Here is a 22,117-nt window from a genome sequence, read left to right on the forward strand (position 1 = left end):
GCTGATTGTCCTGATCAACATGTTCAGGAAGCAGAGATGTGTCTTTCAGATGCTGATGCGATCGCGCGCCGCCATGGTCGGGGGAGGGCGAGGAAGGCGCATCGTGCGGCTGCGGCGCAGAGAGGGTGCTTACCTCTGCACACAGTGTTCAGAGGAGTCTGATGCCGCTTGCCACTTCACCCGGATCAGGCTGCTGTTTTGAAGCGACCGACGAGGGCTGTCAGATCGCTGGTGTTTTTCCCAAGGCTCAGAACCGCGGAAGTATTCTGTTCAACCATGGCGGCATTTTGCTGCGTAGCACGATCGAGTTCACCGATTGCGGTGTTCACCTGTGCCAACCCGCTTGCCTGTTCCTCGCAGCTCGAAGCAATTTCGCCGACTGTAAGCGTTACGGCGCCGATCTGCGTTACAATCCGCTGCAGCGCCGACCCGACTTCCCGAGCGAGAACGACACCGCTGCTGACTTCGGTTCGGGCCCTAGAGATCAGATCCTTGACCTGACTGGCCGCGTTTGCAGAGCGTTGCGCCAGAGTGCGGACCTCTGAAGCAACAAGGGCAAAGCCGCGACCCGCATCTCCGGCTCTGGCGGCTTCGATGCTCGCGTTGAGCGCCAGCAGATTTGTCTGCATTGCAATATCATCAATGACACCGATGATCTGACCTATCTCTGTCGAGGACGCCTCAATACGAGACATCGCCTGCATCGTATCGTCGACCACGACGCTTGAGCGCGAGGCCTCATCGCTTGCCAGTCGGGTTGAGCGGCGCATCTCGGCAGATCCTCTGGCAGTCCCTTCGACCCTTCTTGTGATCAGTTCGAGAGTGCCTGCTGTCTGCTCCAGCGCCGCGGCTTGCTGTTCAGTGCGACGTGACAAGTCGTCAGAAGCAGATCCGACTTCAGTAACGCTGGCGCTGATGCCGCTTGCCTTGGCAGAAACCTCTGCCAAGGCACGGCGGAGAGCGGTTTGAGCCGCATTGAAGTCAATCCGAAGCTGCTCATACTCTTGCGAAAATGGGGTGATGATCTGTTCGGTCAGGTTCCCTTCCGCCATATGCCCAAGGCCTGTGGCAAGTGCCCTGAGTACGGTATTCTGCTGCTCAGCAGCAAGCATCTCTCGCTCGGTACGTTTTTCTCTCTCCGCTTCGATAGCCTTCTGCGCGAGGCGGGTTTCCGCTTCCAATGTGCGTTTTTCCTGCGCAGAATCTTTGAAAACCTGCACAGCCGAAGCCATATGACCGATTTCGTCGCGGCGTTTGCGTGCCGGGATTTCGATCGTAAGGTCGCCTCCAGCGAGAATTTGCATGGCTTCGGTCATGGAGGCCAAAGGGGCCCCGATTGAACGGGCGATGAACCATGCAACGCCTAGTGCAATGATTGACCCAAGCACGGCTGAGCCAGCGACAATCGCTGCGATCTCACGCGTTGTCGCCAGCGCTTTGGCTGTCCAGGCATCAGACCAGTCACGCAAGGTGCGCTCCAATATGCGAGATGCCGCTTTCTGCTCCACCAGCAGCTGGTTATTCTGTCTTGAGATGATGCTCGCCATAGCATCTGCCTGGCGGGCCGGGTTGGCCGCCAGCCGGGCCTGGGGTATCGCCGCCTCGTCGATATAACGCTTGGCGATCTGGATATAGGCGTCGATCTGGCCGAGAGATTCTGGCTTTTCCTTACCTAGAATGGCGCGCAGTTGTGCGGCCTTTTGCATGATTTGTGTCTCATCGTCCTGGATCGCCGTGCTGTCTTCAGGACGATGCGTGATCAGGTATCGACTCAGCGAACCAGGAAGTCGTGTCAGAGCGGCATCTGCCTGATCCAGAAGATCGATTGTCAGATCGGACACGGCATTCATGCGCGTGATGCTCGCGACTTCGCGCGATTTCTGAAAGATGAACCCTGAACTGATTGCGAGAATGACCAGTATGCTGCCGAAGCCGACGGCCAGCTTGCGATATACAGTCAGGTCAGAGAACCAATTCATTCCAAAGCACCACATTCGAAAAGAGATCAGTAAGGAAGCGCAACCTCAAGGCACGAGCAAATAACGCCACGATCTTTTCGAAGAAGACACGGTTCGGTTAAGAGGAAATTAAAATTTCGATGAGGAAAGTCCGTAAAAGGTCAACTATCGTATAACTGCTTAGGTTTCGTTTTTATGAAGCATAACGGGATCGATTGTAATTATTCCTGTATTTGGATATCGATGGTCGGCGTAGAGCGTATATTAATAAATTTGATTTAAAACTATGATTATTTCTGAAAATATTTTCAAGTAATGAAGATATGATTTATTATATATTACAATTAATCGCTTATTTTCGTAGATGGGACTGTATCTTTGCTTGTGGCAAATGTCCGTGGAACAGCATAGTGCGCGGGATGATCACTGAAGGTATGCCCCTCGCTGCGTGTCTTGCATCCGCTTGCGAAATCAGGTGAGCTGGACCTTCTTTCCGAAACATAGTGCGCAATTCTGCTGGCCTGACAGGTGATAAAACTGATGCATGACGACCCGGTTCTCTTTGGGATCACCACCTGTGATACTGTCCGCAAGGCGCGCAAATGGCTCGAGAGCCTGGGGATAGGCTTCACCTACCATGACTTTCGCAAAGATGGTCTGAGCGAAGCGACCCTCATTTCCTGGGTGCAGGCGGTGGGGTGGGAGGCGCTCCTCAACCGTGCCGGAACGACATTCCGCAAATTGCCAGAGCCGGAGAAGCAGGTGACGACCGAGGCTGAGGCGGTGTCCCTGATGCTTGCGCACCCTACGCTCATCAAGCGCCCCGTGCTCGTTCGCGAAGGCTCCGTCGCGCTCGGGTTCAAGCCCGAACTCTATGAGAAGCTTTTCTCCTGACAGGCTGGCAGGGGAGGCTGGGAGCTGGAAGGATCAGCCTTCCAGCTCGCTGTCCCAATACAGATAGTCGCGCCAGCTCTCATGCAGATAGTTAGGCGGAAAGCTGCGCCCGTTTTCCTGAAGGCGCCTCGTCGAGGGTTGTACCGGCCTGATGCGCGGGTGCATGCCGATTTCGTGGGGTAGTTTAGAGCCCTTGATCAGATTGCAGGGGCTGCAGGCCGTCACCACATTTTCCCACGTTGTGCGACCGCCCTTGGCGCGGGGAATGACGTGGTCGAAGGTCAGTTCGTGGGTCGGTAGCCGGTCATGGCAATACTGGCAGGAAAAATTATCGCGCAGAAAGACGTTGAACCGTGTGAAGGCAGGGCGTCTGGCTGTGGGGATATATTCCTTGAGCGCAATGACGCTGGGCACACGCATCACACAGCTTGGCGAGTGAACCTCGACATCGTCATATTCACTCAATACCGAAACACGGTCTAGAAAGACCGCCTTGACGCTCTCCTGCCAGGACCATAGCGAGAGAGGAAAGTAGGAAAGCGGACGAAAATCCGCATTCAATACAAGAGCAGGGAAATGCTGGGCGGTGGCAAGCATCGATCGCATCCTCTTTTACAGGGCAGCACGATCGGATTATCTCAAGCGCGACGGGTAACCAGCGCCTATAGATACGCGCCGTCTGTCTGATAGGGCTGACTATTTCAGCTTTCTGTGAACGGGGCAAGCTAAGGTTTGATGACAGGATTTCACACGCGCTTTGCACCGAGCCCGACCGGTTTTCTGCATCTTGGTCATGTTGCTTCGGCGTTTCATGCGCGCGATCGGGCGGGCACGCAGGGTAAGTTTCTGATTCGTATCGAAGATATCGACGCTCAGCGTTGTCTCCCCGAATTTGAGGTGGCACTGCTGGACGATCTGGCATGGCTCGGTTTTGTCAGTGACGGCGCTGTTCTCAGACAGTCCGATCATCTGCCTTATTATCGTGCGACTCTGGAGCGCCTGCATGATCAGGGGCTGCTCTATGCGTGCACCTGCTCACGCGCTCAGGTTAAAGCCTGCGCCCTCGGCGTCGCCCCCGATGGCAGCCCGGTTTATGGCGGGACTTGCCGTGGCCGATCTCAGGCGCCCGGCCAGCCGCATGTCTGGCGTCTCGATATGGCAGCAGCGCTCAGTCGGCTTGGCGGCAGTCCGTCATGGCGTGAGCTTGGTCAGGGGGCTGTGGCAGGGCGTGCGGCTTCATTCGGCGATGTGGTGCTGGGGCGTCGGGATAACGGCGTCTCCTACCATCTCTGCGTCACCAGCGATGATGCACGGCAGGGGATCACGCTAGTGACGCGCGGTGCTGATCTGTTCGAGGCAACGTCTGTTCATCGCGTGCTGCAGGAGTTGCTGGGTTTTCCCGAACCGCTTTACGCGCATCACGGCCTGCTTCTTGACGAAGCAGGGTGCAAGCTCTCCAAGCGTGATGGTGCCGAGAGCCTGCGGGCCTTGAGGGCCAGGGGCCTTACCGCACCCGAGCTGATCGCTCTGGCACGGAAGGCGCTGGATCTTGCCGCGTTTATTCCGGAGGGTAGGAGTGCGGATAGGTGATGGCACTTGCGGGGCCGGGGGCATGAGGCGCCCCCTTCTTGCCGCAGCCAGTCAGCATGACCGAACCCAGAAGGGCGAGGCAGAAAAGCCGGGTTGAAAACCTCATGCCGCGTTCTCCTCAAGGCGGTTCAGCCAGGTCTGTGCGGCGCTGCTGACATTGTCAGGCGCCGTACCGCCTTCGCTGGTGCGTGAGGCTAGTGAGGATTCGACCGTCAGCACATCGAAAATGCTGGCATCGATCTGCGCCTCGACAGTCTGCATTTCTTCGAGCGTCAGATCGGCCAGGTCACATCCCTTGGCTTCTGCCATGCCAACCAGGCGCCCCGTGACATGATGCGCTGTGCGGAACGGCAGGCGCGGCACGCGAACCAGCCAGTCGGCCAGGTCGGTTGCCGTGGCAAACCCGGCCCCGGCAAGGGCGCGCATCTTGTCCGTATTCGCCGTCATGTCGCGGATCATGCCATCCATGGCAGCCAGCGACAGGGTGGCGGCTTCGGTCGCATCGAAAACCGGTTCCTTGTCTTCCTGCGTGTCCTTGGCATAGGCGAGGGGCAGGCCCTTCATCACCATCAGCAGGCCCATGAAATCGCCGGTAATGCGGCCGACCTTGGCGCGCACCAGTTCGGCGGCATCGGGGTTCTTCTTCTGCGGCATGATGGACGAGCCGGTCGTGAAGCCATCAGACAGGCGCACGAAGCTGAACGGGGCCGAACACCAAAGCACCAGCTCTTCAGACAGGCGCGAGAGATGCATGCCGAGCAGCGAGAGCGCCGAGAGATATTCAAGCGCGAAATCGCGGTCGGACACTGAATCAAGCGAGTTCGCCGTGGGGCGGTCAAATCCCAGCAGCGACGCCGTAAAGCGACGGTCGATCGGGAAGGAAGTGCCGGCCAGAGCTGCCGAGCCCAGGGGGCATTCGTTCAGCCGAGCCCGTGCGTCGCGCAGGCGGTCGCGGTCACGTGAAAGCATTTCCACATAGGCGAGCAGATGGTGACCGAACGTCACGGGCTGCGCCACCTGAAGATGGGTAAAGCCCGGCATGGCATCGGCAGCATGCTGCAAGGCGCGCGTGGCCAGAGAGCGCATGAGCGCCGAGATCTGCCCAGTGATGCCGTCAATGGCATCGCGTACCCAGAGGCGGAAATCCGTCGCTACCTGGTCGTTGCGCGAGCGCGCCGTGTGCAGACGTTTCCCGGCCTCGCCGATACGCTCTGAAAGGCGCGCTTCGATATTCATGTGAATATCTTCGAGATCCTGCGAGAACTCGAAATTTCCTGCTTCGATATCTGAGGCAATGCCATGCAGACCGTCACGGATTTCCTGCTCTTCGGCGGCGGTCAGCAGGCCGACGCGCGCCAGCATGGCGGCATGGGCCAGCGAGCCGCGAATATCCTGACGCCACAATTTCCGGTCGAAATCGATCGAGGCATTGATATCGGCCATGATGGCGGCGGGGCCAGCGGCGAAGCGGCCACCCCATTGCGGGTTGGCCAGTCTGGTTTCGGTCTCGGTCACGGGGTTGTCCATGGCGTAGGGATTATGGTCAAGAAGACCCTAACCTAGTCAGTCAGCATGGTGCGCGCAATTCATGAGCAGTTTTCTGCCTCTTCTCGGCCCCGAAGATCCGACGCCCTATCGAATCACAAAAGCGACAGCCAAGGGGCCTTTCGTGCTGGTCAGCGATCACGCGGGGCGAGCGGTGCCGTCATGTCTCAACCGTCTGGGGGTGGAAGAGGCGGAGTGGGAGCGTCATATTGCCTGGGATATCGGCATTCACGGCGTTGGTATCGCACTCTCCGGCCTGCTCGGGGCCGATCTTGTCGAACAGGTCTATTCGCGTCTTGTGATCGACAGCAACAGGGCACCCGGCCATCCAACATCCATCCCGGCAGTGTCTGACCGTACGGAAATTGCCGGGAACAAGGCCCTGTCTGCGGCCTGCCGCGCGCGGCGTGAGCGTGAGATCCTTCACCCCTATCATGACTGCATCGCCGCAATTCTGGGCGCGAGAAAAAGCCCGACGGCCCTGATCGCCCTGCACAGCTTCACGCCTGTCATGAACGGGGTGGCCCGGCCATGGCATGTGGGCATCCTGCATCATCGCGATACACGCTCGGCGCGTATCATGCTCGATTTGCTACGGCAGGAGGGTGATCTCTGCGTCGGTGACAATGAGCCCTATGTGCTGACGGCGACATCGGATTATACCGTGCCCTATCATGCAGAGCGGGCAGGTCTGCCCTATCTGGAGATAGAGATCCGACAGGATCTGATAGCAGACGAGGCGGGACAGAAATCGTGGGCACAGAGACTGGCGCGGCTATTGCCGCTCTACTGGAACGCCATCTCCGGGGAGAACTGAGCCTCGATGAGGCGAAGGCTGCTCTTGCGGCGCTTTTCCCGGGAGGGATGCCGAAGCTTGCAGCGGTCACGGGCTGGCCGCTGACCTATACGCGCTCGCCGATCCTGCACAATTACTGGTGCGCGTGCTGCGGTATCGACGGGCTCTATCTGCGGCTTCCTCTGGCTCCGGAGGATTTCGAGCCCGGCATTCGTGCCTTGCAGGCGCTCGGCTTTGCCGGGCTGAATGTCACGATCCCGCACAAGGAAGCAGCCTTCGCGCTGGTGGATCGTCGCACCCCACCGGCGCAGCGCGCGGGTTCGGTCAACACCCTGATCTTCGAGGCTGACGGTACGGTCACAGGCGATTGCACCGATGGTGTAGGGTATATCGACTCCCTCAAGGAGGCCGGTGTCAGCTTGCCACGCAAGGCGCTGGTTCTGGGGGCAGGGGGTGCCTCACGCGCGGTATGCGCTGCGCTGCTCGATGCGGGGTGTACGCTGACCCTGGCCAATCGCACGAAAAGCCGGGCTGAGGGCATCGTCTCGGCGCTCGAGGGGGGAGACGTCATCTCGTGGGAGGACTGGACAGTACATCTGCCAGACGCCGAACTGCTGGTGAATACGACGTCGCTTGGCATGAAAGGACAGGAGGGTTTCGACTGGGGTAACTGCCTGACTCAGGCAGCCCCGTCACTCGTTGTGTCGGATATTGTCTATATGCCGCTCGAAACACCGCTGCTCGCTGCGGCGCGCGCCCGTGGTCTGAAAGCGGTCGATGGTCTCGGCATGCTGATCCATCAGGCCCGGCCCGGTTTTGCAGCCTGGTTTGGCCCGTATCCGAAGGCAGATGCGACCCTGCGTGCCCGTCTTGTCGAAACGCTGGACTGACGGGAAGACGCATCAGACATGATCGTTCTGGGTCTCACAGGAGGCATGGGTGCCGGCAAGACCACGGTTGCACGCTTCATGCGCCGGGCTGGCTGGCCGGTTTTTGACGCCGATGCCGCCGTGCATGCCCTTCAGGCAAGAGGCGGTCGCGCAGTACCCGCCATTGCACGGCTCTGGCCCGATGCGGTTCGGGACGGGGCGGTCGATCGTGTGGCATTGCGCAGGGCCGTTATCGGCCATCCGGCGGAAATTGAGGCGCTTGAGGCAATCATCCATCCTCTGGTGCGCGATGAACGTCGATCTTTCCTGCGGGCCATGACGCGCCGTGGGGTAAGGATCTGCGTGCTCGATATCCCGCTTCTGTTCGAAACCGGCGCCGATCGGGATTGCGACGCGGTCATTGTGGTGATGGCGCCTCTTGCCGTGCGCCTGCGTCGGGTCATGAAGCGCCGCTCACTCAGTGAAGCACAGGCCCGTCACCTTCTCGCCCGGCAGATGAGCGATCGCGAGCGCAACAGACGGGCCGATCATCTGTTGCGCAACGGGCTGTCTCGCGGCCATACCGCCCGTCAATTGAAACGCCTGATAACGAGTCTGGAGACTGCCCGATGAAACGGTCGATCCTTTTCGATACGGAGACCACGGGGCTGGACCCGGCAACGGGTGATCGTGTGATCGAGATCGCGGCGCTCGAACTGATCGATGACCTGCCGACAGGCGAGAATTTTCATGTTCTGATCAATCCAGAGCGTGATGTGCCGCCAGAGGCAAGCCGCGTTCACGGATTTACGCTGGATGATCTGCTCGACAAGCCGAAATTTGCCGAGATCGTTGACGGATTTCTCGCCTTTATCGGCGAGGACGAAATGATCGCGCATAACGCGCCCTTCGATTTCGGCTTCATCAATGCCGAGCTGAAAGCCTGTGGCAAGCCGCCGCTCGATCGCAAGCGCATGGTCGACACACTCGAAATGGCCAAAAAGCGGTATCCCGGCCTCCCCAATTCGCTCGATGCCTTGTGCCGTCGCCATGATATCGATCTCTCGGCCCGTACGACCCATAATGCCCTGCTCGACTGCAAGCTGCTCTCCGAGGTCTATCTGGAGCTGATGGGAGGGCGTCAGCGCGGGCTCGGCCTTGCTGTGTCGGGCAGTGGGGGCGGGGTCGCGACCTATCGCGCCAATCCCGACCGCAAGCCGCGCCCCATGGCACCGCCGGATAACGAAACCGCTGCGGCGCATGATAAATTTGTGGCCAGTCTGAAGGAGCCTATCTGGCTGCAATGAAACGGATCTTGTTCATAACCGCCAACCGTCTGGGTGATGCGGTCATCTCATCGGGGGCTCTGGGGGAGCTGATCCGGCGTTACCCGGCAGCGCGATTCACGATTGCCTGCGGGCCGGTCGCCGCGTCGTATTTCGAGGCGTGCCCCGTCGTCGAGCGCGTTATCGTGATCAGCAAGAAACGCTATGATCTGCACTGGGTGAGCCTCTGGGCGCAATGCGTCGGCCAGTGGTGGGACATGGTGGTCGATCTGCGCGGCTCAGGCGTATCTCTCTTTCTGCCGACCCTGCGTCGACGCATCCTGCGCGGGGGGCGTCGACCGGGCGCGCGTATCGGCCATCTCTCAGCACTGTTCCGTGACAGGCCCGCTCTCATGCCTCAGGCATGGTCGCGCCCCGATCAGGAGCGTCTCGCGAGCGAAATTCTGCCCGATGAGGGGCGGTATTGTGCTCTGGCACCAACAGCCAACTGGGATGGCAAGATCTGGCCTGCCGAAAACTTCGTCGAGCTCGGGCAGGCGATACAAGCGAGGGGCCTGTTGCCGGTCATTTTCTACGGTCCGGGCGAGGAAGAGCACCTGCGCGCCCAGCCGGTTCTGGCCGCGCTCGATGGCGCACTCGATCTGGGTGGACAGGCCGGGCTGGGTCTGGTCACGGCGCTTTTGCGTCGCTGCGCGCTTTTTGTAGGCAATGATTCAGGGCTGATGCATCTTGCGGCTGCTTCCGGTGTGCCAACGCTCGGCCTTTTCGGCCCGAGCCGCGCTTCGGAATATGCCCCGACTGGCCCCAAGGCCCACTTTGTCGCCGCACCCGGCCCCGAGGGGGAGGCGCCAATCGCCGGGCTTTCAACCGAGCGTGTCGTGCAGGAAGCTTGTGCGCTTCTGGCGGATGAAGGATAGATCAGCCATGAGCCAGACGCGTCTTCTTCCGTCTTCTCCGCTGCGTATCGCCCATGTCATGGCCGGAGCGCCGAGCGGCGGCGCCGAACTGTTCTATGAGCGTCTTTGCATGGCGCAGCATGAATCGGGCCATGATGTACGGGCCATTCTGCGTCGTGATCCTGCCCGCGAAGCCCGTTTGACCGCGAAGGGCGTCAGGACAGAGGCCCTTCGTTTTGGCGGGCGCCTCGATTTCATGACAACGCCACGTTTGCGTCGAAGCCTTACGCAATTCGCGCCGCAGGTCGTGATTGCCTGGATGAGCCGCGCTGCCCGCATGCTGCCCAAAGGCCCCTGGCCAATGGCAGGCCGTCTGGGCGGGTATTACGATCTGGCCAATTACCAGCGCTGTTCCGACCTCATCGGTAATACGAGAGGGCTCGCAAGCTGGATGATCGCCGAGGGCTGGCCAGCTGATCATGTGCATTATCTGCCCAATTTCGCGACGGATCTGGCAGGCGTGGCACCTGAGCGCCCATCCTGCGTGGCAGAGGGGCAGAAATTCCTTCTGGCGCTTGGGCGCCTACATCGCAACAAGGCCTTCGATGTGCTCATACGGGCCATGAAGGGCCTGCCCGGCATTCATCTGGTCATCGCAGGTGAGGGGCCCGAACGCGAGGCCCTGACGGCACTCGCTGCAGGTGAGGGTGTATCTGATCGTGTGCATATGCCTGGCTGGGTGCAGGATAGTGGGGCCTGGCTGAAGGCCTGCGATCTTCTGGTCTGTCCGTCACGCATCGAGCCTTTGGGGAATGTGGTGATCGAGGCGCTCTCGGCCGCGCGCCCGGTTGTGGCCAGTGCCATTCAGGGGCCGGAGGAAGTGCTGTCAGGTACGGAAGACGGCCTGTTGTCGCCGGTGGAAGACCCGCAGGCATTGGCCGAAGCAATAGGGCGCGTTCTGGAGACACCGGAACTCGCCACGCGCCTTGCCCATAACGGGCGGCTGCGTTTCGAGCGGGAGTTCTCTGCACCAACGGTTCTGGCGCGCTGGGATGAATTTCTTTCCGCCATGGCTGCCCGTCAGAGCGGAGCGCGCTAGGCAATGTGCGGCATTGCAGGCATTGCCTGTCTACCCGGCCACAAGCCAGACCCGGTCCTTCTGAAGCGTATGGCGCAGGCATTGCGTCATCGCGGGCCTGATGGCGAAGGGTTTTACGAGACCGGGTCTGCCGCTCTGGTGCATCGACGTCTGTCGATCGTCGATCTTGAGGGGGGTGCGCAGCCACTTATTCAGGGGGCGACGGCCCTCGTTGCCAATGGCGAGATCTATAATGATCCTGCCTTGCGCCAGACACTGGCCGATGAGCCATTCAAGACGGGAAGCGATTGCGAGTCTCCGCTCTTTCTCTGGCCGCTCTCCGACACGCAATACACGTTTGAGTTGCGCGGCATGTATGCCATCGCCCTGCTCGACGGGAGCGGCCCGCAGACAGTTATAGCCCTCAGCCGTGACCCGTTCGGTATCAAGCCCCTTTATTATGCCCAGGTTGAGAGCGGAGTGATTTTCGCCTCCGAGCCGCAGGTGCTGCTGGCGACCGATCTGTTGCCGCGACGCATTCGCCCCGAGGCGCGCGATCAGCTTTTGCAGGCGCAATTCGTTGCTGGGCGTGAGACGATCTATCCCGGTATCATGCGTGTGCTCCCCGGTGAGACCTTGCGCTTTGTTGATGGGAGGCTCGACCAGGCAAAGAAGCAGCCCGCCTTTCACGGTAACATCGACAAAAGCCTCACTGAAGAAACCGCGCTCGCCCGTCTTGATGCGGCGCTCATGGACAGTGTTCAGGCGCATGAGCGCGCTGACGTGCCATTTGGCATGTTTCTTTCCGGCGGCATCGATAGCAGCGCGGTCCTCGCCGCCATGACCCGTCTGGGGAATGGCGCGCCTCTGGCCTGGACAGCGCGTTTCGATACGGGTGCCATCGATGAGAGCGCTCAGGCCGCGGAACTCGCTCGTACACTCGGCGCGCAGCATCATGTCCTGACGGTAACGGAGGCGATGGTCTGGCGCCATCTGCCGCAGATTGTTGCCTGCCTGGATGATCCGGTTGCCGATTATGCGATCATTCCCAGCTGGTTTCTGGCGCGCGAGGCGCGCAAGGACGTGACGGTCATTCTCAGCGGTGAGGGGGGTGACGAGTTATTCGGCGGTTATGGCCGCTATCGGCGCGCCATGCGCCCGTGGTGGCGTGGCGGGCGTCTGCCCTGGCGTCGTGGAATGATGGACGGGATCTGCCCGCTTGCCACTGGCAGAAAGTGGCGTGAGGCCTTTGCACCACAATACGAGGAGACCCGCCTGCGCAGCGTGCAGGCGCTCGATCTGCGCGAATGGCTGCCCAATGATCTGCTGATCAAGCTCGATCGCTGCCTGATGGCGCATGCCATAGAGGGGCGCACCCCGCTGCTGGATCCGGCTGTTTCGGCGGTGGCATGGTCTCTGCCTGATTCGTTGAAGGTTCAGGGCAAGCACGGCAAGTATCTGCTGCGGCGCTGGGTTGAGAAGAACGTGCCGGGTGCAACGCCCTTTGCGCCCAAGCAGGGCTTCACCGTGCCGGTCGGGGAATGGATCGCGGCGCAGGGCGCCCGCCTGGGGCCGCTCGTGGCAGATAGTGCCGCATTCAAGGGGCTTATTGCTCCTGAAACCATCAAGGCGCTTTTCACCCGTGCTGCGGGTCGGCGCGAGCGCCATGCGGCCTGGGCGCTGTTGTTTTATGCCCTTTGGCACCGCATCCACATCGAGACCGGGTCTTTCGAAGGCGATGTTTTCGAAACCCTTGCCTATTCGGGCACCGGCTCCCGGAACTGAGGAGAAAACCATGCATTACGATCTGATCATCAGGCACGGCACCTGTGTTTTTCCCTGGGGAGAGGCGCAAGCCGATCTCGGTGTGAAAGAGGGCCGCATCGCGAGCCTTTCCGTCACCGCCGAGGATAGCGCCGCCCAAGAGATTGACGCGACAGGGCTTCATGTTCTGCCCGGCATGATCGATGCGCATGTCCATCTGCGTGATCCGGGCAATGCCGCCATCGAATCCATTGCCACCGGCACACGCGCCGCAGCGCTGGGTGGTATCACCATGGTGTTCGATATGCCGAACACCTCGCCCTCGATTACCTCTGCCGAAACCATTGCCGACAAGCGACGCACGGTAGCCGAGAATGCCCTGATCGATATGGGGCTCTATGTCGGTGCCACACGCGCCAACACGCCGCAACTGGCCGCGCTGGAGCAGGAAGAAGGCGTGTGCGCGATCAAGGTCTTTGCCGGGTCATCGACCGGCGATCTAATGATCGAGGATGACGAGGGCATTGAGGCGGTGCTTCGCAGCGGGCATCGCCGCGTGGCTTTCCATTCGGAAGATGAATATCGCCTTCAGGCACGCAAGCCGCTTTTCGAGACCGGCATGCCGCATGTGAACCACATGATCTGGCGCGATGAAGAATGCGCCTTTCTTGGTACGCGGCGTATCACGGCACTCGCCCGCAAGACTGGCCGACTGGTGCATATCCTGCATACCTCGACCGCTGAGGAGCTCGACTGGTTGGCAGCGCATCGCTCTCATGTCAGCGTCGAGGTTCTGGTCAATCATCTCACCCAGGTTGGGCCGGAATGCTATGAGACGCTCGGCGCCTATGCGGTCATGAACCCGCCCATTCGTGACCAGCGTCATTATGACGCCTGCTGGGCGGCTGTGCGTGACGGGCGCGTCGATGTGGTTTCCTCCGATCATGCGCCCCATCCTCGCGAGGCGAAGGAAAAGCCCTGGCCTCTGTGCCCGGCGGGGCTGACGGGTGTGCAGACGATTCTGCCCGTGATGCTCGACCATGTGAATGCCGGGCGCCTGAGCCTGACTCGTCTGGTCGATCTCATGGCCGCAGGGCCTGCGCGTATCTACGGATTGCAGACCAAGGGGCGTCTGGCGGTCGGCTTTGACGCCGATTTCACCCTGGTCGATCTGAAGGCACAGCGTGAAATCCGCAATGACTGGATTGCAAGCCCCGTTGGCTGGACACCATTCGACGGCAAGCGCGTAACCGGCTGGCCGGTCGGTACCATCGTGCGTGGGACGATCGTCATGCGAGACGATGAAATCGTCACAAAGCCGATCGGTCGTTTGGCCCGATTTGCGCCGTAATTACTGTGCAAATACCTCTTCAGTTCTTCATCCGTAACCGGCAGCCCGCTCGATCATGAAACGCATCGTTCTCTCGCTTCTTTCCGCCTCGTTTGCCTGTGCCAGCATAAGCGTCTCCTCGGCGCTTGCTGACCCGCGTGCCAAATGCGGACAGGAGCCTTCCGCTCCGGCAATCACTGCGACCGATACGGCGCATTACAATGCGAGTGTCGACAAGTTTCAGGCCTATGAGAAGGAGGCGCGCGCCTATAACAGCTGCGTAGCGTCAGCGGCCCAGAAGGAAGAGCAGGCAATCAGCGAAGATGCGCGCGATCGTATTGCCAAGATCCACGCGGTCAGCACTGGGGTGCAGCAGCGTATTGCCGCCAATTTCAGTCATATATCTGCCGAGCTGACGACGGCTGGCAAGAAACTTGCCAAGCACTGAGTGCTGTCAGCCAGGACCGAAGCCGCAAGGCTGGGTCATTGAGAGTTTTGTGAAAGGGTGGGGGCAACCCCACCCTTTTCGCGTTCAGCCGACAAGCTGGGGCGCCAGGGCGCCAATGTCACGAAACACCTTGCGAAACCGCGTTTCATCCGGTGTACCGCCCGCCGTATAGGCGGTCATGATGACCGATTTGCCTGCTTGGCCTTCGGGTGCGGCAAAAGCGATATCGGCGCTGATATCCTTGCCGTTATTACCGGTCTTGTCTCCGGCGACCCAGTGTGGTGGAAGCCCCGCGCGCAGACGATGGGTTCCGGTCGTGCAGCTGATCATCCATCCGCGCAGAAGCGCTGCGGAATGGGGGTGCAGCAGCGTGCCATGGATCAGCCGGTGCAGGGTGCGCGCCATGGCAACAGGGCTTGTGGTGTTGGCCTGCGGGTCGGCGGAGGGACGATTGAGTTCGGGCTCGAACGCATCGAGACGGGTCACATCATCGCCGCTCTCACGCCAGAAACGGGTCAGCACGGCTGGCCCGCCGATATGGCGCAGCAGCATATTGGCACAGATGTTGTCGCTCATGGTGACAGCGCCGGCACAAAGCGCCGCGATGCTGAGACTGCCCGCATCCCGGTTTGCGCGGGCAACTGGTGCCCAGTTGTCCTTGAAGTCGGAATCGACGAAAGCCAGTCGATGAGTCAGGTCATCGACATCTCTGTCGCAGCGTTCGAGAACGCAGGCAACCAGCGACGCCTTGAAGCTGCTGCACATCAGAAAGCGTTCTTCGCCACGCCATGACAGGGCGGCGCCGGTCTCCGGGCAGAAGAGATGAGCACCAATGCGACCGCCTGACTCTTTCTCGAAGCGTCGCGCGATAACGGCGAGCGCATCACGCTGTGCGTCCGGCGGGGGAACTGCGGCCGCGTCGGCTGCGAAGGCGCTGCGGGTGGTGATCCCGATCAGGGGAAGGCTGACGAGAAAACGTCGTCTCGCCATCTTCATACCGGGCGCTGAACGCATGGAAGGTGTCTCTCCTGTGACAAAAGGTCTCTGTAAGGAGTGCTTGTGGCCGAAGTTTGACCGATGCGACAGCATAATGACAAAGCGATTTGCCGCATTGTCGCGGCGTCTGTATGCTCGCCGCGATAGTGTCGCAAGAGGATCACGGTGGCAGACGAGTTTTTCAGTCAGGCCCAGGCGGAAATGCGTGCAGCTGAGCTGCGCGCTACCGCCCGGCGTTTCGGAGGTGTAGCGATCGGTGCGGCACTGATCGCATTGATTGGCGTCGGTGGATGGCAGTGGCAGATCCATCGCCATCATCAGGCCCAGGCAGAGGCTTCGCGGCGCTATTTCACGGCGATAGAGGCGCTCCAGGCGCCTCAGCCGGATGCGACCCTGCGCGCCCAATCCGAAAAACAGAATCAGGCGATTCTGGCCGATCTCGCCTCGACTGCGCCCGGTGCGACACGTAGCTTTTCTGCTCTTAGGCTGGCACAGCTTCTTGCTCAGAAAGGCGATATGGCAGGCGCCAGAAAGGCGTGGCAGGGCGTGATCGATACGCAGGACGCCAATCCGTCTCTCAAGGCACTGGCCCGTCTGCTTCTGCTCAACAGCCATATCAACGATGCCGATGTGACCGAGACGCGCAAGCAGCTCGAACTCCTTGCCGCCAATACGGGCCCCTGGCGCGCCTTCGCTCAGGAGAGCCTCGTCGCGCTTGATCTGCGCGCCGATGCGACTCCCAAGCAGCGTGACGAAGCCCATAGCCTTCTGCTGGGCCTTGCCCAGTCTCCCGATGCGCCTGACGGTGTCAGACAGCGCGCTTCCATTCTTCTGCAAACCTTTGGCGGAGCCGGCTGATGCCTATCGAGAACAAGACCATGGTGCGTGCGCCCGGCCGTCGCTTTTTTCTGGGCTCGGCTCTGGCAGGCACGGCCCTGCTCTCCGGCTGCGGCATTTTCAAAGATGATCCCAAGCCCGTTCTGGCAGGCAAGCGCTATGACGTGTTGTCCACCGGCGCCGGTCTGGTGATCGACGAGGAAGATCATACGCCGATCGTTCTGCCGCCGGCACAGCCTGTCGCTGCCTATCCTGTCGTAGGGCGTGTGCCTGACCATCTTTCGGTCAACACGAACTGGGCCGGGCCGCATCTCGCCTGGTCGCGTTCCATCGGCCATGGCGTGTCCGAGCCTGCTTTCCTGCATTTTGCAGCACTTGGTCCGAACGGACGTGGTGCCATCCAGTCGCCGCCGGTCATTGATGCAGGCCGCATCTATACCCGTGACGGTGTCGGCACCGTGCGTGCCTGGACCTGGCCTGCCATGAGCCCGCTCTGGACGTTCATCCCCAAGGGCAGCAAGTCGCGTTCGAGCGATATCGGCGGCGGTCTGGGTGTGTCCGGGGATACGCTCTATATCGTTGACGGCGTCGGTCAGGTGATTGCCGTCGTTGCCGAGACGGGTAAGGTCAAATGGCGTGCCGAGACAGTGGTGCCCGGGCGTTCGGCGCCGACGATCGTTGATGGGCGCGTCTTCTTCGGCACCATCGACGAGCGTCTATTCGCGCTCAATGCCGAGACCGGCGAACAGATCTGGACCTATCAGGCAACTGAAGCCGATACGGTCATCTTCGGTCAGGCCGCCCCTGCCGTTGCGAATGGCGTCGTCGTGGCCGGATTCGGCAGTGGCGATCTCGTGGCGCTGCGTGCCGAATCGGGCGAACTGGTCTGGAGCGATTCGCTCGGCGGCTCCAATGGTCGTGGTGCCATGCTCGATCTGGCCTGCGTCCGCGGGGCGCCGGTCGTCAAGGACGGCACGGCTTACGCAATTTCGCTCTCGAAGGTGCTTGTCGCCATCGACATGCGCTCCGGCCGTCGCCTGTGGGAGCGCGAAGCCAGCGGTCAGAACACGCCACTGATCGTGGGTGACTGGCTCTATATCATCTCGTCCGATCAGCAGCTTGCCTGCCTTGATCGTCTGTCTGGCCATGTGCGCTGGATTCATGACCTGCGCCGCTTCAAGAACGAGACCAAGCAGAAATACGCCGTGACCTGGCTTGGCCCGGTCATGGGCGATGGCAAGCTGGTTTGCGTTTCGTCGCTTGAAGAGACCGGACTGCAGGTTGTTGACGCCGTGACCGGCAAGGCCGATGCCCCTCTCAAGACCAAGCTGCCTACGCTGGTCGAACCCATCATCTGTGACGGCAAGGTGCTTGTGCTGTCTACGGATGGCAATCTGAACGCATATGGTTAATCCGTGACTGACTCTCTCTCCCTTCCGCTCGTCGTTATTGCCGGGCGTCCCAATGTCGGCAAATCGACTCTCTTCAACCGGCTGGTAGGGCGTCGTCAGGCCATCGTGTCTGACATGCCGGGCGTAACGCGCGATCGCAAGGAAGGAGAGGCGCTCCTTCGCGGGCGCAAGGTCCGACTGATCGATACCGCTGGTCTCGAAGAGGCCGCGCCCGATACGCTTTACGGGCGTATGCGTGCGTCATCTGAATCTGCCGTGGCGCAGGCCGATCTGGTGCTGTTCTGCATCGATGCGCGCGCCGGTGTGACGCCTGCCGACAAGCATTTCGCGGCCTGGCTGCGCAAGCAGAACAAGCCTGTCCTGCTTCTGGCCAACAAGGCCGAAGGTTCGGCAGCCACCAATGAGGTGATCGAGGCCTATTCGCTCGGTCTGGGGACGCCTCTGGCGCTCTCGGCCGAACATGGTGAGGGGATTGCCCATCTCATGGGCGAGATTGCCGACCGCCTGCCCGAGGGCGAGCGTGTGCGGATCAAGACGCGCTCGCGCAGCAAGCCCGTGGAAGACGAAAGCGAAGAGATCGAAGAGCGTCCGGCAGGACCTCTGCGTCTGGCGATCGTTGGTCGCCCGAACGCAGGCAAGTCGACGCTCCTGAACTGCCTGCTTGGCGAAGAGCGCATGATCACCGGGCCGGAGCCGGGTCTGACGCGCGATTCGATTGCCGTGTCGCTGCATGACGAAATCGGGCCGATCCAGCTTGTCGATACGGCTGGCCTGCGTCGCAAGGCCCGTATCGAGCAGGATCTCGAGCGCATGTCGGTTTCAGCCTCGATCGAGGCCCTGAAGATGGCCGAGGTCGTTGTTCTTACGCTCGATGCCACGCTCGGTGTGCATGAGCAGGATCTGCAAATTGCCCGCCTGATTGAACGAGAAGGCCGCGCCTGCGTGCTGGCACTGAACAAATGGGATGCGGTCGAAGATCGCGCCGCCACGCGTCAGGCCATTGCCGATCGTATCGAGACATCGCTTGCCCAGATGCGCGGCATCCCCGTCGTGACATTCTCTGCGCTGACCGGGGCAGGGGTGAACAAGCTCCTTCCCGCCGTGCGTCGCGCACATGAGGTCTGGAACAGCCGTGTCACGACAGGCGAACTCAATCGCTGGTTCGAAGGCGCACTCGAGCGTCATCAGCCGCCTCTGGTGGATGGGCGCCGCCTCAAGCTGCGCTACATGACGCAGGCGAAGTCGCGTCCGCCGACATTCATCCTTTTCGGCACGCGTGCCGAGATGTTGCCCGACGCCTATAAGCGCTATCTGGTGAACGGGCTGCGCGAGACGTTCCACCTGCCGGGAACGCCTATCCGTCTGCAGCTGCGTGGCACGAAAAACCCCTATGCAGAGAACAAGTCATGAGTCAGTCCGCGCTTGTCCTGATTGAATATCAGAACGACTTCCTTTCAGAGGGAGGCGCCCTGCATGAGGGCGTGCGCAGCGAGTTGAACCGGACCAACATGCTGGCGCATACTGAAGCGCTGGTAAAAGAAGCGCGTGACAAGGGCGTCAGGATTATCTGGGTCCCGATTGAGTTTGCGTCAGGATATCCTGAACTCTCGGCGGCGCCCTATGGTATTCTGGCCGGGGTCAAGGCGACAAATGCCTTTCGTCTCGGTAGCTGGGGCGCGCAGATTGTCGACAGTCTGAAGCCCCATGAGAGCGATATCGTAATCGCTGGTAAGCGCGGCCTTTGCGGCTTTGCCAGCACCAATCTTGATTTTGTCCTGCGCCAGAACGGAATCACGCGCATTGCCTTGGGTGGGCTACTGACTGATTGCTGTGTCGAATCGACAATGCGCAGCGCCTATGAGCGTGGCTATGACGTTGTAACCCTTACAGATTGCACCGCCACGCTGTCTCAGGCGCAGCATGAGGCCGCCATTGCTTATACCTACCCCATGTTTTCCCATCCGATGACTTCAGAGGCGTTTCTCGAAACGCTTTCCTGATCGATGCGCAAAGGGGGGCTTCGGCCCCCTTTTTTGTTTCAGTGCCCGATATAGCGACCCGGGCGGTGATAGACGATCAGGATCCCGCTTGTGGCAGCGGCGCTCAGCAGCGAGAGCAGGATCTTGTGCGCTGGCAGGAACAGCGCCGAGATTGCCATGATGACGATATCGATCGAGATCTGCACGCGCCCTGCATTGATGCCACGCGTTTTCTGAAGCCATAGCGTGACGATGCCGGTGCCTCCCACCCCCGCCTGATGGCGTGCCAGGCAGAGAATACCCAACCCGATGATGGTGCCTGCAAAGAGCGCAGAAAACAGAGGGTCGATTTCTGATACCGTAATGACGCGTGGCATCAGCCCTGCGAAAAACGTCACGCCGCAACTGGCGATCATGGTCCTGACGGCAAAGCCGGGACTCATGGCACGCAGCGCGAAGGCAAGGAAGGGAATGTTGATGAGCGTGAACAACATCCCCGGCGATACCGGAACGAGATAGGACAGAAGCAGCGCAATGCCGGCCATGCCGCCCGTCACCAGCCCTGCCTTGTGCAGACAGACCAGCCCCATGACGATAAGCGAGCAGCCAATCAGAAAGGCGTAGACATCTTCAGCCAGGGTGTGACGCAGCCCTGGCGCGTAGGGCGTTGCTGTTTCCTCTGCTACGCTGGCGTCAGGTGCGTCATCAAGCATCAGTGTGTCGGCTGTTTCGAGCGGCACAGGGGGCATGGCAGGGTCAATCCGTCTGATTGGTGGTTGGCTCAGCTGTCGTAGAGTGTGTCGATGGCACCATGCAGCGCCATGGCGACGGGAGCGGCGTCGTAGCGCTTCATTTTGATTTCGATGAAATGCGCACGATGCGTGTCGGTATTGCAGGCCTCGAAAGCTGCCAGAAGGGCTTCACGCGTGCTGACCGAGCTGACAACCCAGTCATGACAACCGAACGCCTCTGGCAGCAGGCTGTAACGCCATTGGGCGAGGTCGTTGTAATAGGTTTCGCCATCTGCGCAGAGCAGGCGTTCGATGAGATAGCCGTCATTGTTGATGATGAGCACAACCGGCTTGCGGCCGAACCGGGCGAACTGGCTCAGTTCCTGTGTGGTGAGCTGATGCGAGCCTTCACCGGTCACGAGCACGACCCGTCTGTCGGGCTCGGCCATGGCCATGCCGAAAGCGGCGGGAGTAGCCCAGCCTATCGACCCCCAGAGTGTCTGGTTGTGATAGGCGCAGCCATCCGGCAGACGGATTTCAGACAGGCCCATGGAGGCATTGCCTGTCTCTGCCGCGACGATGTCGCTGGGTTGCAGCAAGGTCTGGATATCGTGATAGAGCGTTCCTGAAGAGAGCGCCGCGCCGTCTGACGCTTCAGGAAGTTTCTGATGTGGTACGGTGCCGCCGAAGCGGGGCAGGTTCGTGCAGGCAGCGATAAGCCCCTGAAGAATATCAGCCATGGCAACGCCGTCGATACGTTCCCCACCGATCACGACATGGTCGGGCAGGATGTTGATGAGACGTTCTTCAGGCAGTCGTGCGGTGAAGGCACCCGTGTTGAAATCCGAAAGCTGGACGCCGATACCGAGGATGACCTCGCTTGCCTCGACGAAAGACGCGATGTTCTCGTGAAGCAGATGGCCGTAATACAGCCCCAGATAGAGGGGGGAGGATTCGAGGGCCATCCCCTTATCCGCAAACATCGTGGCATGGGGCAGGCCGGATTGCCTGATAAACTCACGCGCCAGAGCCAGTGCGCCGAAGCGGTCGCAGAGATTACCGGGCAGGATGCAGCTCTGTGAACTGGCCTGCAATTTCGCTGTGATGCGCTCGACGACTAACGCAAGTCTCGCGTCGTCTCTCGCCGGTACTGCAACAGGCACGGGCGTAGCTGGTTTCGCCTCGGCTCCGGCATGATCTGAAGGGATGCCGAAATAGATCGGGCGACGGTGGGTCTTGAGTGCTGCAAGCGCCTTGTCGATTTCGTCGACGCAGTTTTCCGGGGTGAGAATGGCGCGGGCGCAGGTGAAGGCCGCACAGGCCTCATAAAACGCCATGAATGTCCCGTTGCCGAGCGAGTGATGCACCAGGCGGTCCGATGTCATGACCGCAGAGGCAGGCATGCCGACGATATGGATAAGCGGCAGATGCTCGGCAAAAGCGCCTGCGATGCCGTTGAGGGCGCTCAATTCGCCAACGCCATAGGTCGTGCTGAGCGCGGCCATGCCCTTCATGCGCGCGTAGCCATCGGCGCTGTAAGCAGCGTTGAGTTCGTTGCAGCTGCCGACCCAGCGCATGTCGTCGCGGGCACAGACAGCATCTTCGATCGGGAAAGCGTAATCGCCGGCAACGCCAAACACATGGTCTATGCCGAGGGCTGCAAGTCTATCCAGTAGATGCTCAATGACGGTCGAACTCATCTCGGAAA

The 22,117-nt window shown here is 60.5% G+C and carries 22 protein-coding genes; 15 read left to right on the plus strand and 7 right to left on the minus strand.

What is annotated here, in order from left to right:
* Positions 1 to 185: 185 nt before the first annotated feature.
* A complete protein-coding gene (locus IEV53_RS03050) occupies positions 186 to 1,979 on the minus strand; it encodes a methyl-accepting chemotaxis protein (RefSeq protein ID WP_188425267.1) in 1,794 nt (597 codons plus the stop codon).
* A gap of 519 nt (positions 1,980 to 2,498) precedes the next feature.
* Between IEV53_RS03050 and IEV53_RS03055 the strand changes: the two genes are divergently transcribed.
* A complete protein-coding gene (locus tag IEV53_RS03055; protein ID WP_188425268.1) occupies positions 2,499 to 2,852 on the plus strand; it encodes an arsenate reductase in 354 nt (117 codons plus the stop codon).
* Positions 2,853 to 2,885: 33 nt separating this feature from the next.
* Here IEV53_RS03055 and IEV53_RS03060 read toward each other — a convergent pair whose 3' ends face one another.
* A complete protein-coding gene (locus IEV53_RS03060) occupies positions 2,886 to 3,449 on the minus strand; it encodes an HNH endonuclease (protein ID WP_188425269.1) in 564 nt (187 codons plus the stop codon).
* 138 nt (positions 3,450 to 3,587) lie between these two features.
* Between IEV53_RS03060 and gluQRS the strand changes: the two genes are divergently transcribed.
* A complete protein-coding gene (gene gluQRS, locus IEV53_RS03065) occupies positions 3,588 to 4,442 on the plus strand; it encodes a tRNA glutamyl-Q(34) synthetase GluQRS (protein ID WP_188425270.1) in 855 nt (284 codons plus the stop codon).
* On the opposite strand, the gene IEV53_RS03070 is transcribed toward gluQRS, so the two are convergent.
* Together IEV53_RS03070 and argH are read right to left on the minus strand one after the other, a co-directional pair.
* The gene (locus IEV53_RS03070; RefSeq protein WP_188425271.1) at positions 4,411 to 4,548 is read right to left on the minus strand and encodes a hypothetical protein; all 138 of its coding nucleotides are present in this window, start codon (positions 4,546 to 4,548) and stop codon (positions 4,411 to 4,413) included. The genes gluQRS and IEV53_RS03070 overlap by 32 nt on opposite strands.
* Positions 4,545 to 5,969, minus strand: a complete 1,425-nt coding sequence (argH, locus tag IEV53_RS03075) for an argininosuccinate lyase (RefSeq protein ID WP_188425272.1) — start codon at positions 5,967 to 5,969, stop codon at positions 4,545 to 4,547. Before argH ends, IEV53_RS03070 begins: the two co-directional genes overlap by 4 nt.
* 61 nt (positions 5,970 to 6,030) lie before the next feature.
* Here argH and IEV53_RS03080 point away from each other — a divergent pair, with 61 nt between their 5' ends.
* From IEV53_RS03080 to IEV53_RS03120, 9 genes are read left to right on the plus strand one after another with little or no spacing between them, the layout of a single operon-like run.
* Positions 6,031 to 6,804 (plus strand): N-formylglutamate amidohydrolase, encoded by a 774-nt coding sequence (locus IEV53_RS03080; protein ID WP_188425273.1) that lies wholly within the window; start codon positions 6,031 to 6,033, stop codon positions 6,802 to 6,804.
* 47 nt (positions 6,805 to 6,851) lie between these two features.
* Positions 6,852 to 7,673, plus strand: coding sequence for a shikimate dehydrogenase (locus IEV53_RS03085; RefSeq protein ID WP_188425423.1), 822 nt, complete (start codon positions 6,852 to 6,854; stop codon positions 7,671 to 7,673).
* A gap of 18 nt (positions 7,674 to 7,691) precedes the next feature.
* Entirely contained in the window at positions 7,692 to 8,285 is a 594-nt protein-coding gene (coaE, locus tag IEV53_RS03090) for a dephospho-CoA kinase (protein WP_188425274.1), read from the plus strand.
* Positions 8,282 to 8,959 carry a DNA polymerase III subunit epsilon gene (gene dnaQ, locus IEV53_RS03095; protein WP_188425275.1) on the plus strand — a complete coding sequence of 226 codons (678 nt, stop codon included), beginning with the start codon at positions 8,282 to 8,284 and terminating at the stop codon, positions 8,957 to 8,959. The genes coaE and dnaQ overlap by 4 nt, the downstream gene beginning before the upstream one ends.
* Positions 8,956 to 9,855 carry a glycosyltransferase family 9 protein gene (locus tag IEV53_RS03100; protein WP_188425276.1) on the plus strand — a complete coding sequence of 300 codons (900 nt, stop codon included), beginning with the start codon at positions 8,956 to 8,958 and terminating at the stop codon, positions 9,853 to 9,855. Before dnaQ ends, IEV53_RS03100 begins: the two co-directional genes overlap by 4 nt.
* Before the next feature lie 7 nt (positions 9,856 to 9,862).
* Positions 9,863 to 10,933 (plus strand): glycosyltransferase, encoded by a 1,071-nt coding sequence (locus IEV53_RS03105; RefSeq protein WP_229719504.1) that lies wholly within the window; start codon positions 9,863 to 9,865, stop codon positions 10,931 to 10,933.
* 3 nt (positions 10,934 to 10,936) lie between these two features.
* Positions 10,937 to 12,697 carry an asparagine synthase (glutamine-hydrolyzing) gene (gene asnB / locus IEV53_RS03110; RefSeq protein ID WP_188425277.1) on the plus strand — a complete coding sequence of 587 codons (1,761 nt, stop codon included), beginning with the start codon at positions 10,937 to 10,939 and terminating at the stop codon, positions 12,695 to 12,697.
* 10 nt (positions 12,698 to 12,707) lie between these two features.
* The gene (locus tag IEV53_RS03115; protein WP_188425278.1) at positions 12,708 to 14,027 is read left to right on the plus strand and encodes a dihydroorotase; all 1,320 of its coding nucleotides are present in this window, start codon (positions 12,708 to 12,710) and stop codon (positions 14,025 to 14,027) included.
* A gap of 55 nt (positions 14,028 to 14,082) precedes the next feature.
* Entirely contained in the window at positions 14,083 to 14,454 is a 372-nt protein-coding gene (locus tag IEV53_RS03120; RefSeq protein WP_188425279.1) for a hypothetical protein, read from the plus strand.
* A gap of 84 nt (positions 14,455 to 14,538) precedes the next feature.
* Here IEV53_RS03120 and bla read toward each other — a convergent pair whose 3' ends face one another.
* Positions 14,539 to 15,468 (minus strand): class A beta-lactamase, encoded by a 930-nt coding sequence (gene bla, locus IEV53_RS03125; RefSeq protein ID WP_229719505.1) that lies wholly within the window; start codon positions 15,466 to 15,468, stop codon positions 14,539 to 14,541.
* A gap of 147 nt (positions 15,469 to 15,615) precedes the next feature.
* On the opposite strand from bla, the gene IEV53_RS03130 reads away from it, so the two are divergent.
* The 4 genes from IEV53_RS03130 to IEV53_RS03145 are packed head-to-tail and all read left to right on the plus strand — an operon-like array spanning position 15,616 to position 19,699.
* Positions 15,616 to 16,308, plus strand: a complete 693-nt coding sequence (locus tag IEV53_RS03130; protein WP_188425280.1) for a tetratricopeptide repeat protein — start codon at positions 15,616 to 15,618, stop codon at positions 16,306 to 16,308.
* Positions 16,308 to 17,699: a PQQ-binding-like beta-propeller repeat protein gene (locus IEV53_RS03135; RefSeq protein WP_229719506.1), complete on the plus strand. Its 1,392-nt coding sequence runs from the start codon at positions 16,308 to 16,310 to the stop codon at positions 17,697 to 17,699. The genes IEV53_RS03130 and IEV53_RS03135 overlap by 1 nt, the downstream gene beginning before the upstream one ends.
* Positions 17,700 to 17,702: 3 nt before the next feature.
* Complete coding sequence (der, locus tag IEV53_RS03140) at positions 17,703 to 19,109, plus strand: ribosome biogenesis GTPase Der (protein WP_188425281.1); 1,407 nt, start codon at positions 17,703 to 17,705, stop codon at positions 19,107 to 19,109.
* Complete coding sequence (locus IEV53_RS03145) at positions 19,106 to 19,699, plus strand: cysteine hydrolase family protein (RefSeq protein WP_188425282.1); 594 nt, start codon at positions 19,106 to 19,108, stop codon at positions 19,697 to 19,699. Before der ends, IEV53_RS03145 begins: the two co-directional genes overlap by 4 nt.
* 38 nt (positions 19,700 to 19,737) lie before the next feature.
* Here IEV53_RS03145 and IEV53_RS03150 read toward each other — a convergent pair whose 3' ends face one another.
* Together IEV53_RS03150 and IEV53_RS03155 are read right to left on the minus strand one after the other, a co-directional pair.
* The gene (locus IEV53_RS03150) at positions 19,738 to 20,427 is read right to left on the minus strand and encodes a YitT family protein (protein ID WP_229719507.1); all 690 of its coding nucleotides are present in this window, start codon (positions 20,425 to 20,427) and stop codon (positions 19,738 to 19,740) included.
* A 32-nt stretch (positions 20,428 to 20,459) separates the two neighbouring features.
* Positions 20,460 to 22,109: an alpha-keto acid decarboxylase family protein gene (locus IEV53_RS03155; RefSeq protein ID WP_188425283.1), complete on the minus strand. Its 1,650-nt coding sequence runs from the start codon at positions 22,107 to 22,109 to the stop codon at positions 20,460 to 20,462.
* Positions 22,110 to 22,117: the final 8 nt, after the last annotated feature.

This window comes from Asaia siamensis (assembly GCF_014635085.1).
Taxonomy (GTDB): Bacteria; Pseudomonadota; Alphaproteobacteria; order Acetobacterales; family Acetobacteraceae; genus Asaia; species Asaia siamensis.

What these genes read in the sequence shown, in the direction of transcription:
- IEV53_RS03050 (WP_188425267.1), bottom strand. Translation starts at nt 1,979, where the DNA reads ATGAATTGGTTCTCTGACCTGACTGTATATCGCAAGCTGGCCGTCGGC.
- IEV53_RS03055 (WP_188425268.1), top strand. Translation starts at nt 2,499, where the DNA reads ATGCATGACGACCCGGTTCTCTTTGGGATCACCACCTGTGATACTGTC.
- IEV53_RS03060 (WP_188425269.1), bottom strand. Translation starts at nt 3,449, where the DNA reads ATGCTTGCCACCGCCCAGCATTTCCCTGCTCTTGTATTGAATGCGGAT.
- gluQRS (WP_188425270.1), top strand. Translation starts at nt 3,588, where the DNA reads ATGACAGGATTTCACACGCGCTTTGCACCGAGCCCGACCGGTTTTCTG.
- IEV53_RS03070 (WP_188425271.1), bottom strand. Translation starts at nt 4,548, where the DNA reads ATGAGGTTTTCAACCCGGCTTTTCTGCCTCGCCCTTCTGGGTTCGGTC.
- argH (WP_188425272.1), bottom strand. Translation starts at nt 5,969, where the DNA reads ATGGACAACCCCGTGACCGAGACCGAAACCAGACTGGCCAACCCGCAA.
- IEV53_RS03080 (WP_188425273.1), top strand. Translation starts at nt 6,031, where the DNA reads ATGAGCAGTTTTCTGCCTCTTCTCGGCCCCGAAGATCCGACGCCCTAT.
- IEV53_RS03085 (WP_188425423.1), top strand. Translation starts at nt 6,852, where the DNA reads ATGCCGAAGCTTGCAGCGGTCACGGGCTGGCCGCTGACCTATACGCGC.
- coaE (WP_188425274.1), top strand. Translation starts at nt 7,692, where the DNA reads ATGATCGTTCTGGGTCTCACAGGAGGCATGGGTGCCGGCAAGACCACG.
- dnaQ (WP_188425275.1), top strand. Translation starts at nt 8,282, where the DNA reads ATGAAACGGTCGATCCTTTTCGATACGGAGACCACGGGGCTGGACCCG.
- IEV53_RS03100 (WP_188425276.1), top strand. Translation starts at nt 8,956, where the DNA reads ATGAAACGGATCTTGTTCATAACCGCCAACCGTCTGGGTGATGCGGTC.
- IEV53_RS03105 (WP_229719504.1), top strand. Translation starts at nt 9,863, where the DNA reads ATGAGCCAGACGCGTCTTCTTCCGTCTTCTCCGCTGCGTATCGCCCAT.
- asnB (WP_188425277.1), top strand. Translation starts at nt 10,937, where the DNA reads ATGTGCGGCATTGCAGGCATTGCCTGTCTACCCGGCCACAAGCCAGAC.
- IEV53_RS03115 (WP_188425278.1), top strand. Translation starts at nt 12,708, where the DNA reads ATGCATTACGATCTGATCATCAGGCACGGCACCTGTGTTTTTCCCTGG.
- IEV53_RS03120 (WP_188425279.1), top strand. Translation starts at nt 14,083, where the DNA reads ATGAAACGCATCGTTCTCTCGCTTCTTTCCGCCTCGTTTGCCTGTGCC.
- bla (WP_229719505.1), bottom strand. Translation starts at nt 15,468, where the DNA reads ATGCGTTCAGCGCCCGGTATGAAGATGGCGAGACGACGTTTTCTCGTC.
- IEV53_RS03135 (WP_229719506.1), top strand. Translation starts at nt 16,308, where the DNA reads ATGCCTATCGAGAACAAGACCATGGTGCGTGCGCCCGGCCGTCGCTTT.
- IEV53_RS03145 (WP_188425282.1), top strand. Translation starts at nt 19,106, where the DNA reads ATGAGTCAGTCCGCGCTTGTCCTGATTGAATATCAGAACGACTTCCTT.
- IEV53_RS03150 (WP_229719507.1), bottom strand. Translation starts at nt 20,427, where the DNA reads ATGCCCCCTGTGCCGCTCGAAACAGCCGACACACTGATGCTTGATGAC.
- IEV53_RS03155 (WP_188425283.1), bottom strand. Translation starts at nt 22,109, where the DNA reads ATGAGTTCGACCGTCATTGAGCATCTACTGGATAGACTTGCAGCCCTC.